Origin of the sequence: Streptomyces sp. 7-21 (assembly GCF_016741785.1) — a bacterium.
Lineage (GTDB): Bacteria > Actinomycetota > Actinomycetes > Streptomycetales > Streptomycetaceae > Streptomyces.
In genome coordinates this window covers 71,845-85,085 of sequence record NZ_JAERRL010000007.1, presented here as the reverse complement: position 1 = coordinate 85,085, position 13,241 = coordinate 71,845, and the positions used below count along the sequence as shown (strand labels likewise).

The window sequence follows — 13,241 nt, the reverse complement described above, 5'->3', positions numbered from 1 at the left end:
CTTCACCGGCCCCAGCGCAGCCCCGGCGTGGCCACCGGCGCGTCCCACAGCCGCAGCATCTCCTCATCCGCCTGGCACAGCGTCACCGAGCAGCCCGCCATGTCCAGCGACGTCACGTACGGGCCGACGAGCATCCGCGCCACCGCCACCCGCCGCTCGTCCAGGGCCCGGCGCACCTCCGCGCCGAACCCGTACAGCTCCAGCAGCGGCGTGCCGCCCATGCCGTTCACCAGCACCATCACCGGGCCCGACGGCCGCAGGTCCTTCGCCAGCGCGTCCACGCAGACGTCGGCGATCTCGGCCGCGCTCATCATCGGGCGCCGCTCCCGGCCCGGCTCGCCGTGGATGCCGATACCCAGCTCCAGCTGGTCCGGCGGCAGGTCGAACGTGGGCCCGCCCCGGGCCGGCGTAGCGCACGCGCTCAGCGCCACCCCGAAGCTGCGGGACGACTCCGCCGCCCGCTTCGCCACGTCCGCCACGCGCTCCAGCGGCGCGCCCTCCTCGGCGGCGGCGCCCGCCAGCTTCTCGGCGAAGAGCGTGCCGCCGGTGCCCCGCCTGCCCGCCGTGTACAGGCTGTCCGTCACCGCCACGTCGTCCTCGATCAGCACCTGGGCGACGCGCCGCCCCTCCTCCTCGGCCTCCTCGGCCGCCATGCCGAAGTTCAGCACGTCGCCGGTGTAGTTCTTCACCAGGAACAGCACGCCCTCGCCCGCGTCCACCGCCGCGGCCGCCCGCGTCATCTGGTCCGGCACCGGCGAGGTGAACACCTCGCCCGCGCACGCGGCGTCCAGCATCCCGGGCCCCACGAAGCCGCCGTGCAGCGGCTCGTGGCCGGAACCGCCGCCGGAGACCAGGCCGACCTTCCCGGTCACGGGCGCGTCCCGTCGCACGATCAGGCGGTTCTCGACGTCCACCGACAGCTCAGGATGCGCCGCCGCCATGCCCCGCAGCGCATCCTCGACCACGCGTTCCGGTCCGTTGATCAGCATCTTCACGCGGTCCTCCAGGCGTGATCGGCAACGGCGCCGCCACCACCGTACGCGCGACGTGCCCGGAGTGCACCTCCTCGCGGTGTTCCGGCCGCGCGCATAAGAACGTCCCGGACTGGAAGCCATACTGGGTAGGCGTGGCGACGGAACCGGGCCGATGACGGGGGCGAGAGACGGGCGATGGCGGAAGGCACGCTGATCCACGGCCGCTACCAGTTGCGTGACCTGATCGGGCGCGGCGGCATGGGGGAGGTCTGGCGTGCCCGTGACGAGGCGCTCGACCGCCAGGTCGCCGTCAAGTGCCTCAAGCCCCTGGGCTCGCGCCACGAGGAGTCCGTGCTGGCGGTGCTCCGCGAGCGGTTCCGGCGCGAGGCACGGGTCGCGGCGAGCCTCCAGCACCGGGGCATCACCGTGGTGCACGACTTCGGCGAGTCCGACGGCGTGCTCTTCCTGGTGATGGAGCTGCTGGAGGGCCGCAACCTCAGCGAGCTGCTCAGCGACCGCCGCTCGGTGCCGCTGCCCGCCGAGGAGGTCGCCGACATCGCCGACCAGGTCGCCAGCGCCCTGGCGTACACGCATGAGCGGGGCATCGTGCACCGGGACCTGAAACCGGCCAACGTGATGCGCCTGACCGACGGCACCGTCAAGATCTGCGACTTCGGCATCGCGCGGCTGGGCCACGACATGGGCCTGAGCGCGAAGCTCACCAGCGCGGGCATGGCGATGGGCACCCCGCACTACATGTCGCCCGAGCAGATCGCCGGCGCCACCGTGGACTACCGCAGCGACCTGTACTCCTTCGGCTGCGTGCTCTACGAGATCGCCACCGGGGCGCCGCCGTTCGACCTGGGCGACCCCTGGGCCATCCTCGTCGGCCACCGCGACACCCCGCCCGAGCCGCCGCGCTCCCGCAGGCCAGAGCTGCCCGAGGAGCTGGACGCGTTCATCCTCGCGCTGCTGGCCAAGGACCCCGCCGACCGGCCCAAGGACGCCGCCGCCCTGGCCCGCCGGCTGGTGACCGGCGCCGCCGCTCCCCAGCCGGCCGGCGCGGTGCCCCGCAGGCCGGCCGAGCGGCTGCCGGAGTGGACGCGGGGCATGCGCCCCGGCTTCCGCGCCAGCGGCTCGTGGTCCATGCGGCTGCCGCCGGACCGCTCCGCCGGCCTCACGGGCCAGTGGACGGGCCTGACCGGCGCCGGCGCCACCACGCTCGCCGAGGAGCGGACCGGCCCGTCCCCCGAGTACCTGGCGATCCTCGCCAGCAGGCACAGCGCCGGCATGAGCCTGGGGCGCCTGGGCCGCTGGACCGAGGCGTACGACGTGCACCGCGCCGTCGCCGCCGAGCGGGAGCGCGCCCTGGGCGGCGAGCACGCCGACACCCTCGACAGCCACTACGAGACGGCCTACGCGCTCGGCCGCCTCGGCCGCTGGGAGGAGGCCCTGGCCCTCTACCAGCGCGTCGCCGCCGCCCGCGCCAGGGTGCTGGGCCCGGACCACCCCAGCACGCTCGACGCCCGCTACGAGATCGGCATCAGCCTCGGCCGGCTGGGCCGCCCCGAGGAGGCGCTGCGGCTGTACACCGACCTCGTCGAGGCCCGCACGCGCGCCCAGGGCCGCACCCACCCCGAGACGCTGCGCGCCCGCCACGGCCGGGGCATCAGCCTGGGCCGCGTCGGCCGCTGGGACCACGCCCTGGCCGAGGCACGGCAGGTGTGGGCGATCCGTGCCCAGATTCTCGGCCCCGACCACCCGGACACGCTCGTCAGCCGCCGCGAGATCGCCGTCGCCCTCGGCTGGCTCGGCCACTGGGACCAGGCGCTCGACGAGTACCGGCACGTGCGGCAGGCCCGCGAGCGGGTCCTGGGCCCCGGCCACCCCGACTCCCTGGCCAGCCGCAACGACGAGGCCCACTGCCTGGAACGGCTCGGCCGGGCGCAGGAGGCCGTCGCGCTCTACCGGCAGGTAGCCCGGCTCCGCGACGCCGCCCCCGGCGGCTGACGGAACCGCCGCCCGGCGGTTGCCCGCGGCCCGCGTACCATGGCCGCATGTCCTTTCTCCGCCGCCGTGGCGCCGCATCGCCAGCCGGCCCGGACTTCGACGTCCTGGCCATGGACCCCGGGGACTGGCCGGGGGTACTGGGCGCGGGTCTGCTGCCCGCCCCCGACGGCAGCTGCCAGGGAGTCGTGCTGCGGTACGACCTGTTCGGCGGCCGGGGCCCGGCCATGGTCATCGGCAACCTTCCGGAGGGGTCACCGGCCCGCGACGTCCCTGAGGGCGAGGCGCCGTTCGAGGTGGGCCAGCTGCTCGCGGCCCTGGAGATCGACGAGGACGTCCGGGTCACCAGCACCGAGGACGTCCCCGTGATGCTGGACGACAACCTCCTGATCGTGCGGCGGCTGACCTGCACCGAGCAGCGCGTGTCCTGCGTGCAGTTCGACCGCAGCGACGGGGTGCTGGTCACCATCGCCAGCTGGGACCGGCCGATCAGCGAGGACCTGTACCGGCTGCTGAAGCCGCTGCCCGCGGAGATGTTCCGGCGCTAGGCACCCGGGCGCCCTCCCTCAGCGCGTGCTGACGGCGGCGCGGACGGCGCGGCGCACCAGGGCGCAGTCGTCGTGCAGCCGCCGCAGCAGAAGCCGCTGCTGCTCCCCGAACGCCAGCGCCCCGCCCGGCCTGCCTGCCGGTGCCGGCGGCGCGGGGTCGCGCATCGCCCGCTGCACGGCCGCCTCGCAGACGCGGATCTCCTGGATGAGCACGAGCATGAGGTTGACCAGGAACGCGTCCCGTCCGCGCGGTCCCGACGCCTGGGCGGCCTGGCTGATCTGGCGCCTCGTCAGCGGTGCGTTGCCCAGCACTGTCCACAGCAGTGCCAGGTCGTAGCCGGGCAGGTACCAGCCGGCCGACTCCCAGCCCACCAGCACCGGGCCCGCGGGGGAGAGCACCACGCTGGTCAGCGGCGAGCCGCCGTGGCAGAACTGCCGCGCGGGCCGCCGCCCCCGGCCGCCGAGCCCCATCAGCAGCGTCTGGAGATCCGTCAGGTCACGGTCGGTGAGCAGCCCCAGCGTGTGGTAGCGCGCCAGCTGCGCGGAATAGCTGACCGCGCTGGGGAACGCCGAGGCCGGTGGCTCCCACTGGTTGAGGCGGCGCAGCCCGTTGAGCACGGCGCGGATGTCCGGCGCCGGCGGCGGGGCGGAGGGGTGGCGCCGCGGCGCGGCCGTGCGGCCCGGCACGAAGTCGGTCACCAGCACGCAGGTCCGGGTGTCCGCCGCGATCAGTCCCGGCACCCGCACCGGCGGGCGGGCGCGGGCGAAGCCCCGGTAGGCCGCTATTTCCTGGCGCAGGCTCTCCGCCCCCGGGCCGGACGGATCGAGCAGGCACTTGGCGACCGCGGCGCGCCGCCCGGTCATGCCGATCAGCGCCACCGACCGCGTCCCGTCCCGCAGCACGCGCACCGGGCTGAAATCGGGGCAGACCTCCTGCACGGCCGCCAGCGCCGTGCGCAGCCGCGCGCCCCGCGGCCCCGTGAAGTCCAGCCCGCCCGCGGGCGGCAGCGGCCCGGGACGGCGCTGACGGCGCGTCAACTGCTCCGCGGCGGCGCGGGCGCCCGGGACGGCCGGCCGGAGGCCGGGGCCCGGGCGGGCCCGGCTGGCCACGGAAGAGGGTGCTGGGTACATGGGCGGGCATGATCCCTTCGTGAAGCCGGAAGGTTCGCCGCGCCCCCCGGCCGGGACGGCCGCGGACACCCTGGGGACATGCCCGTGGCCTCACCCGGGCCGGGGTGGCGCGTGTCTACACCACTCCCTCGCGCGGGTGGCACACCATGTGGCGTGCCCTGGCGAACCCTGGCGAATTGTCATGGCGGCGTTGTACGGCGGTTACTGTCAACTCAGCCGAGATCCTGGGGGCTTGACGTGACCGGAGGACCCAACACCCGCCTTGCGGACCTGTTCCGGCTCGCTGGGTGGTCCAAGGGCGAACTTGCGAGGCTGGTGAACCGGCAGGCGGCGGCCCAGGGCTACCCGCAGCTGGCCACCGACACCTCGCGGGTGAGGCGCTGGATCGACGGGGGAGAGACGCCCCGCGACCCGGTGCCGGAGCTGCTGGCGTCCCTGTTCACGGAGCGACTCGGCCGTGTCGTGACCACCGAGGACCTCGGGCTGCGCCGGCCAGGGAACGCGGGGACGCGGCAGGCCTACGACGGGCTGCCGTGGCATTCCCACCGGACCGCCGCGGTCCTCACCGAATTCACGGGAATGGATCTCATGCTCAACCGACGCGGCATGGTGGGCGCGGGCGCCGCGCTCGCCGCGGGTTCCGCACTCAGCGACGCTCTGCACGACTGGCTCCGGACCGCTCCGGACTCCCACACCCCTCACCCACCGGCAGGCGCCGAGCAGGCCGGGCTCGACCGCTACGAGGCGGCCCCCGTCGGCTCGGAGGAGATCGAGGCGCTGGAGGCCTCCGTGGAGGTCTTCCGCGCCTGGGACGCCACCCGCGGCGGCGGGCTCCAGCGCAAGGCCGTCGTCGGCCAGCTCAACGAGGTCGGCGGCATGCTCGCCTACCGCCACCCCCCGCACCTCCAGCGGCGGCTGTGGGGCGTGGCGGCCAACCTCGCGGTCCTGGCCGGGTGGATGTCCCACGACGTGGGCCTGGAGCCCACCGCCCAGAAGTACTTCGTCATCGCCGCGCACGCCGCCAGGGAGGGCGGCGACCGGCCGCGTGCGGGGGAGGCGCTCTCACGCGCCGCCCGCCAGATGGTGCACCTGGGCCGCCCCGACGACGCCCTCGACCTGATGCGCCTGGCCAACCACGGCGCCGGGCGCGAGGCCCTGCCCCGCACCCGGGCGATGCTGCGCACCATCGAGGCGTGGGCGCAGGCGTCCATGGGACGCGGCCAGGCCATGCGCCACGCCCTCGGCGAGGCAGAGGACCTGTTCGTCTCCGACCGGGGCGATGTGCCGCCGCCCAGCTGGATGCAGATGTTCGACGAGGCCGACCTGCACGGCATGGAGGCGCTGGCGTACCGGACGCTCGCCGAGCACGACCCCGCGGCGGCGCCCCTGGCCGAGCAGCACGCCAGGCAGGCCCTGGAACTGCGCCGCAGCGGCCGCGACCGGTCACGGATCTTCGACCAGATCACCGCGGCGTCGGCCTGCTTCATCGCCGACGACCCCGACCAGGCGGACACCTACGCCCGGCTGGCGCTCTCCGCGATCGGGGAGAACTCCTCGCACCGCACCTGGGACCGGCTGCGCGAGATGTACCGCCTGACCGCTGCCTACGCCGACTACCCGAGGATCCAGGACCTGCGGGAGCGCATCGAGACCTCGATGCCCTCGGCGCTGGGCGGCACCGCGGGGCGGGGCGCCCGGCTGGTGTGACCGGCGGAGCGGACGGCACCGGGCAGCCACGGGCAGGCCCCGTGGTCGTCAGGGCGCGACGCGTGCCACCAGCACGCAGGCGTCCTCCGCACGGCCCGCCGTGCCGCACGCTTCCGCCACCACGTCCAGGCACCCGGCCGCGCTCGTGGCCGCCGCGATCCGGGGGGCGAGCGACACCAGCCGCGCCCCCCGGTCGCGCCCGGCCGGCCGGGAGCCCGGCGCTCCGGGCGCGGGGGAGTGCGCAGCGGCGTCCCGCGAGAGGTCCGCGGCGCCGGGAGAGATGTCCGGAAACAGGCCATCCGTATGGAGGACCAGCACGTCGCCCGGCCGCAGCCGGTCGGACCGCTCCCCGTAGGCGGCCCCGGCGACCGCGCCGAGCAGCGTCCCCGCGGGCCGGGGCAGCACCACGCCGCCGCCGGCCCGGCACACCACCGGCGCGGGGTGACCGGCCTGGGCCCACGTCAGCACCCCGCCCCCGTCGTCGCCGGGCAGCCAGCGGCAGCACAGCGCGCTGGCCAGCGCCGGGTGCGTGCCCCGGTCCAGCAGCTGGCTGAGGTAGCCGAGCAGCGCGCCCGGGGGCACGCCCGTCAGCGCCACGCCCCGCAGCGCTCCCACGGCCACGGCCGCCCCCGCGGCAGCGCCCGCGCCCTGCCCCGACAGGTCGCCCACGCTCAGCAGCCGCCCGCCGCCCGGCAGCGCCATCGCGTCGAACCATTTCCCGCCCAGGTCCCCGCCCCGGTTCCCGTCCAGGGAGCGCCCCGCCGCCGGCAGGCACCGGGCCGCCACCTCCAGACCGCCCGCCGTGCCGTCCGCGCCCTCCAGCGGATCCAGCCACGGCACCGGCGCGGCACCCGCCAGCGCCAGCTGAAGCCGCCGCGCCCCCCGCGCCGCCTCCCGCGCGCGCTGCAGCTCGCCCGCGCCCGCCGCCGCGGCCGCGCCCCCGCGCCGCAGCTCGCTGACGTCGCGGACCACGGCCCACATCGCCACCGTGCCGCCGCCGTCGTCCACGACCGGTTCGCCCGCCAGCTGCACGGTGCGCGCCGTGCCGTCGGGCCGGTCCACCCGGACCTCGCAGTCCACGGGCCGGCCGTCGACGAGGCACGCGGTCACCGCCGCGGTAAGCGCCGGCCGGTCGGCGGGCTGCACGCACGCCGGCAGCTGGTCCAGCGTCAGCGGGCCGTCTGCCGTCTCCCTGCCGAAGATCGCGTACGTCTCCTCCGACCACGTCACCTCGTCGGTCAGCAGGTTCCACTCCGCGCTGCCGACCCTGGCCCCGAGCCGCGCCGTGCCCGCCGGCGCGGCGGCCGGCCGCAGCTCAGCGAGCCGGGCGGCCGCCTCCTCCAGCCGCGCCACCACCGCCTCCCACCGCGCCCGGCGCTGCCCGCCGGGCGGAACGGCATCCCGGGCCGCCCCGGCGCGGTCACGCAGCCGGAGGACCGCCCCGACCAGCGCGTCGATCCCGTCGTCACCCGGCGTGGCCGGCGCGGGACGGGACGGGGGCGGAGAGGAGAGCATGGCGACTCCCGTGACGGCGGGACCGGCCCGCGGGCACGGCCCGCGGCGGATGACCCGACTGTCCCACAGCCCCGTCCGCGCCGTAAGGGTTTGGGCCGTTCCCGGCGGCCGGACGATACCCCGGGCCGGGGGCGGGACCGGGACCAGGTGTAGAACGGCCGTGACCGGCAAGAAGCCGGTTCAGCGGAAATCCCGTTGCCACCGGATCGCCCTCACCGGATGCTGACTCATATGTTCGCCAGTCCGATCGAAACAGGCATAGCGCCCAGCGGCACCCTCCTGGGACTTCTCCAGCGGGGGCGCGGCGACGGGTGGCTCCATGCCCTGGCCGCGCCCCGCGCGGCCGCCGTGGCAGCGCTGGAGGAGTGCGTCCTCCATGACCCCCGGCCCGACTGGCGGCTCGAACACCGGTCCCTGTACTACGCCCGGCTCTACCGCGAGCTGGACCCCGGGCTGGACGCGATCGCCGCCCACCTCACCGACCCCGCGGACGCGGTCGACACCGAGGAGGAGCGCACCGGCCTGGCCCTGTCCGTCCTCGGCCACCTCGTCTCCTACGGCGACGCCGAGGCGCTGCGGCTGCTGCGGCAGTACGCCGTGACCGGCTCCAACTGGCGCTGGGCCCTCGACGAGCTGGCCGTCCGCGACGACGACGACGGACTGCGCGCCCTGGGACCGCGCATCCTGGCCCGTTTCCCCGCCACCCCCGACGGCGACCGCGCCCTCACGGCCGCCGTGAGGGACTCCTTCGAGCCCCGCCCCTGGCGGGTGTGGGCCGAGGACCCCGGCCGCCCGGCCCAGCGGGCACGCCTGTCCCGCGCCCTGCAGGCCGGCGACTTCGACCAGTGGCAGCGGCAGCTGCGGCACACCGGGCCTGCCCCGGGCTGGAGCGTCGTGGAGATCCTCGCCTGGGCGCAGGACGGGTACGAGCAGACGCCGCGGCAGTGGCGCGAGGCCGCGGCCGCCCGCTGCCTGGCGGCCGTCGCCGGCCCCGGTGACCGGCCCGCGCTGCTGTCCGCCGCCGCCTCCGGGCCGCCCGCCGCGCGCGCCGCCGCGCTGCGGCACCTGGCCGAGCGCTCCGACCCCGAGGCGTTCGCGCTGCTGTCCGCCGCCGCCTCCGGCGGCGACCCCGACGTCTCACGCGCCGCCGTCACCGCGTTCTCCCGCATGAGCGGCCCGTCCGCGCTGGCCCAGGCCAGGCGGTGGGCTCACCGGCCCGACGACCTCGGCGCCTGCGCGGCCGCCATGCTCGCCCGGCGCGGCGAGGCCGCCGACGGGCCGCGCGTCCTGGCAGCGCTGCGCCGCCTGGTCCGCTCCCAGGGCCCCGACGCCCGCGGCCTGCGGTCGCTCGTCGAGGGCGCGGGGCGGCTCGCCCTGACGGCGGCCGTGCCGGTGCTGCGGCACGTCTACCGCGAGACGTCGTCCTCCCTGCTGCGCGGCCATGCCGCGCGTGCCCTGGCGGCCACCGACCCGTCGTTCCCGGCCGGCTTCGCGATCGAATGCCTGTGGGACTGCGAGGAAGACACCCGGGCGACCGGCGCCCGCTACGCCACCACGGTCGACACCCGCGTCGTGGCACGGCTGCGGGGGCTGGCGGCCGACCCCGCCGAGCAGGCCGGCGTCCGGACGGTGGTGCGCGGCCGGCTGGCCGGCCGCGCCGCCGGCTGACCCGCGCCCGGCGGGGCCGGGGGCTGCCGCGCGCGCCGGCGGCCTGGCACCATGTCGGCGTGAACGGGCGCTGGGAATTCTGGGTTGACCGGGGCGGGACCTTCACCGATATCGTCGGGCGCCGCCCCGACGGACGGCTGGAGACGGCCAAGCTGCTCTCGCACGCCCCCGGGCGGTACCGCGACGCCGCCGTCGCCGGCATCCGCCGCATGCTCGGGCTCGCCCCCGGCGAGCCGGTCCCCGCCGAGCGCGTGGCCGTCGTCAAGATGGGCACCACCGTCGCGACCAACGCCCTCCTGGAACGCCGGGGCGAGCCCACCGTGCTCGTCACCACCGAGGGTTTCCGCGACGCGCTGCGCATCGGCTACCAGAACCGGCCCCGCCTCTTTGACCGCCGCATCGTCACCCCCGAGGTCCTCTACGACCGCGTCATCGAGGTGCCCGAACGCCTCGCCGCCGACGGCACCACCGTGCGCCCCCTCGACACCGGCGCCCTTGCCGAGGCCCTGGCCGGCGCCCGCCGCGACGGCTTCCGGGCCGCCGCCATCGTCTTCCTCCACGGCTACCGCCACCCCGCCCACGAACGCCTCGCCGCCGCCCTCGCCGCCGAGGCGGGCTTCACCCAGGTCAGCACCTCCCACGAGGTCAGCCCGCTGATCCGGCTGGTGACCCGGGGCGACACCACCGTGGCCGACGCCTACCTCTCGCCCGTGCTGCGGCGCTACGTCGAGCAGGTCGCCAGCGAACTGAAGGGCGTGCGGCTGCTGTTCATGCAGTCCAACGGCGGGCTGCGGGAAGCCGCCCGGTTCCGCGGCAAGGACGCGGTGCTCTCCGGGCCGGCCGGCGGCGTCGTCGGCATGGCCCGCTCCAGCGCCGAGGCCGGGTACCACCGCGTCATCGGCTTCGACATGGGCGGCACCTCCACCGACGTCTCCCACTACGCCGGCGAACTGGAACGGGTCTTCGGCACCGAGGTCGCGGGCGTGCGGATGGGCGCACCCATGATGGACATCCACACCGTCGCCGCGGGCGGCGGCTCCCTCCTGCGCTTCGACGGCGCCCGCTACCGCGTCGGCCCCGACTCCGCCGGCGCCGATCCCGGTCCCGCCTGCTACCGCCGCGGCGGCCCGCTGACCGTCACCGACGCCAACGTCATGCTCGGCCGGATCCAGCCCGGCCACTTCCCGCACGTCTTCGGCCCCGGCGGCGACCAGCCGCTCGACGCCCAGGCCGTCCGTGACGGCTTCACCCGCCTCGCCGGCGAGATCACCGCCGCCACCGGCGACCGCCGCACCCCCGAGGAAGTCGCCGCCGGCTTCCTGGAGATCGCCGTCCAGAACATGGCGCACGCCGTCAAGAAGATCTCCGTCCAGCGCGGCCACGACATCACCCAGTACGCCCTGACCAGCTTCGGCGGCGCCGGCGGCCAGCACGCCTGCGCCGTCGCCGACGCCCTGGGCGTGTCCACCGTCCTCATCCCGCCGCTCGCCGGGGTGCTCTCTGCCTACGGCATCGGGGTCGCCGACGCCACCGCCCTGCGCGAACGCTCCGCCGAGACCGGTCTGACCGACGAGGCCATGCCCGCGCTCCGGGAGACCGCCAGGGAGCTGGCCGCCCAGGCCCGCGCCGACCTGCGCGCCGACGGCATCGACGACGCCGCGATCCGCACCGCCGTCCGCATCCACCTGCGCTACGCGGGCACCGACGCCGCGCTGCCCGTCCCGCTGGCCGGGCGGGCCGAGATGGCCGAGGAGTTCGCCCGCCTCCACCGCGCCCGCTACGGCTTCACCATGGACAAGCCGCTCGTCGCCGGGCTCGTCGCCGCCGAGGCCACCGGCGCCCCCGGGCCGCGCGCCACCGCGCCTGACCCGGCCGCCGCCCCGGCCGCCGCCCCGGCACGCCCGGCGGCGCCCGCGGCGCGTGTGCCGCTGTACGCCGAGGGCCGGTGGCAGGACGTACCGCTGCACCGCCGCGACGCGCTGCGCCCCGGCGAGACGGTCGACGGCCCCGCGCTGATCACCGAGCCGGACGCCACCACCGTCGTCGATCCCGGCTGGCGCGCCGCTGCCGGGCCGCACGGGCACCTGGTGCTCACCCGCGTACGGCCGCTGCCCGCGGCCACCGCGATCGGCACCGCCGTCGACCCCGTGAAGCTGGAGGTCTTCAACAACCTCTTCATGGCCATCGCCGAACAGATGGGCGTCCGGCTGGAGAACACCGCCCACTCCGTCAACATCAAGGAACGGCTGGACTTCTCCTGCGCGCTGTTCGACGCCGAGGGCAACCTCATCGCCAACGCCCCCCATATCCCGGTGCACCTCGGGTCCATGGGCGAGTCCATCAAGGAGGTGCTGCGCCGCAACGCCGGCACCATGCGACCCGGCGACGTCTACGCCGTCAACGACCCGTACCACGGCGGCACCCACCTGCCGGACGTCACCGTCGTCACGCCCGTCTTCTCCGGCGACGGGCCCGGCGCCGAACTCCTCTTCCTCGTCGCCTCCCGCGGCCACCACGCCGAGATCGGCGGCATCACCCCCGGCTCGATGCCCGCGTTCAGCCGCACCATCGAGGAAGAGGGCGTCCTGTTCGACAACTGGCTCCTCGTCCGCGACGGCCGCCTGCGCGAGTCCGAGACACGCGCCCTGCTCACCTCCGGCCCCTACCCCTCCCGCAACCCCGAGGCCAACCTCGCCGACCTGCGCGCCCAGATCGCCGCCAACGAGAAGGGCATCGCCGAACTGCGCGCCATCATCGACCAGTTCGGGCTCGACGTGGTCCGCGCCTACATGCGCCACGTCCAGGACAACGCCGAGGAGGCCGTGCGCCGCATCATCGCCACCCTCCACGACGGCTCCTACCGGTACGAGACCGACACCGGCGCCGTCATCCACGTCACCGTCACCGTCGACCGCGCCGCCCGGTCCGCCGTCCTGGACTTCGCGGGCACCTCACCCCAGCAGCCCGGCAACGACAACGCCCCCAGCGCTGTGGTGAAGGCCGCCGTCCTCTACGTCTTCCGCACCCTCGTCGCGGACGACATCCCCCTCAACAGCGGCTGCCTGGCACCGCTGGACATCCGCATCCCGCCCGGCTGCATGCTCGCCCCCGCCTACCCGGCCGCGACCGTCGCCGGCAACGTCGAGACCTCACAGTCCGTCACCGGCGCCCTTTACGCTGCCCTCGGCGTGCAGGCCGAAGGCTCCGGCACCATGAACAACCTCACCTTCGGCAACGAGGACGTCCAGTACTACGAGACCATCGCCAGCGGCTCCGGCGCGGGCGACGGCTTCCCCGGCGCCGACGCCGTGCAGACCCACATGACCAACTCCCGGCTGACCGACCCGGAGATCCTCGAATGGCGCTACCCCGTGCGCGTCGAGGACTTCCGCGTCCGCACCGGCAGCGGCGGCGCCGGACGGTGGCGCGGCGGCGACGGCGTCGAACGGCGGCTGCGCTTCCTGGCGCCCATGACCCTCGCCCTGCTCACCGGGCACCGCCGCGTCCCGCCGTACGGCATGGCCGGCGGCCGCCCCGGCGCCCTCGGCACCAACACCCTGCTGCGCGCCGACGGCACGACCGTCACGCTCCAGGGCCGCGACAGCGCCGAGGCCGCCCCCGGCGACGTCCTCGTGATCCGCACGCCCGGCGGCGGCGGTTACGGCCCGCCCGGCGAGGAGTGACCGGCCGG

At 76.1% G+C, this 13,241-nt stretch carries 8 protein-coding genes; 5 read left to right on the top strand and 3 right to left on the bottom strand.

Translation table 11 applies throughout. The features are described from left to right. Positions 1-2 precede the first annotated feature (2 nt). Positions 3-989, bottom strand: a complete 987-nt coding sequence (dhaK, locus tag JK356_RS11125) for a dihydroxyacetone kinase subunit DhaK (protein WP_201867490.1) — start codon at positions 987-989, stop codon at positions 3-5. Between the two features lie 180 nt (positions 990-1,169). On the opposite strand from dhaK, the gene JK356_RS11120 reads away from it, so the two are divergent. Then, positions 1,170-2,984 carry a serine/threonine-protein kinase gene (locus JK356_RS11120; RefSeq protein ID WP_201867489.1) on the top strand — a complete coding sequence of 605 codons (1,815 nt, stop codon included), beginning with the start codon at positions 1,170-1,172 and terminating at the stop codon, positions 2,982-2,984. A 47-nt stretch (positions 2,985-3,031) separates the two neighbouring features. Further along, positions 3,032-3,529, top strand: coding sequence for a hypothetical protein (locus JK356_RS11115; protein ID WP_201867488.1), 498 nt, complete (start codon positions 3,032-3,034; stop codon positions 3,527-3,529). An 18-nt stretch (positions 3,530-3,547) separates the two neighbouring features. Here JK356_RS11115 and JK356_RS11110 read toward each other — a convergent pair whose 3' ends face one another. Beyond that, the gene (locus JK356_RS11110) at positions 3,548-4,660 is read right to left on the bottom strand and encodes a phosphotransferase (protein ID WP_201867487.1); all 1,113 of its coding nucleotides are present in this window, start codon (positions 4,658-4,660) and stop codon (positions 3,548-3,550) included. A 237-nt stretch (positions 4,661-4,897) separates the two neighbouring features. On the opposite strand from JK356_RS11110, the gene JK356_RS11105 reads away from it, so the two are divergent. Next, positions 4,898-6,367 carry a hypothetical protein gene (locus JK356_RS11105; protein ID WP_201867486.1) on the top strand — a complete coding sequence of 490 codons (1,470 nt, stop codon included), beginning with the start codon at positions 4,898-4,900 and terminating at the stop codon, positions 6,365-6,367. Between the two features lie 48 nt (positions 6,368-6,415). On the opposite strand, the gene JK356_RS11100 is transcribed toward JK356_RS11105, so the two are convergent. After that, the gene (locus tag JK356_RS11100) at positions 6,416-7,882 is read right to left on the bottom strand and encodes a PP2C family protein-serine/threonine phosphatase (RefSeq protein ID WP_201867485.1); all 1,467 of its coding nucleotides are present in this window, start codon (positions 7,880-7,882) and stop codon (positions 6,416-6,418) included. Positions 7,883-8,113: 231 nt separating this feature from the next. Between JK356_RS11100 and JK356_RS11095 the strand changes: the two genes are divergently transcribed. Beyond that, positions 8,114-9,550: a HEAT repeat domain-containing protein gene (locus tag JK356_RS11095; protein ID WP_201867484.1), complete on the top strand. Its 1,437-nt coding sequence runs from the start codon at positions 8,114-8,116 to the stop codon at positions 9,548-9,550. Positions 9,551-9,609: 59 nt separating this feature from the next. Beyond that, positions 9,610-13,233: a hydantoinase B/oxoprolinase family protein gene (locus tag JK356_RS11090; protein ID WP_201867483.1), complete on the top strand. Its 3,624-nt coding sequence runs from the start codon at positions 9,610-9,612 to the stop codon at positions 13,231-13,233. The last annotated feature ends 8 nt before the right edge of the window (positions 13,234-13,241 follow it).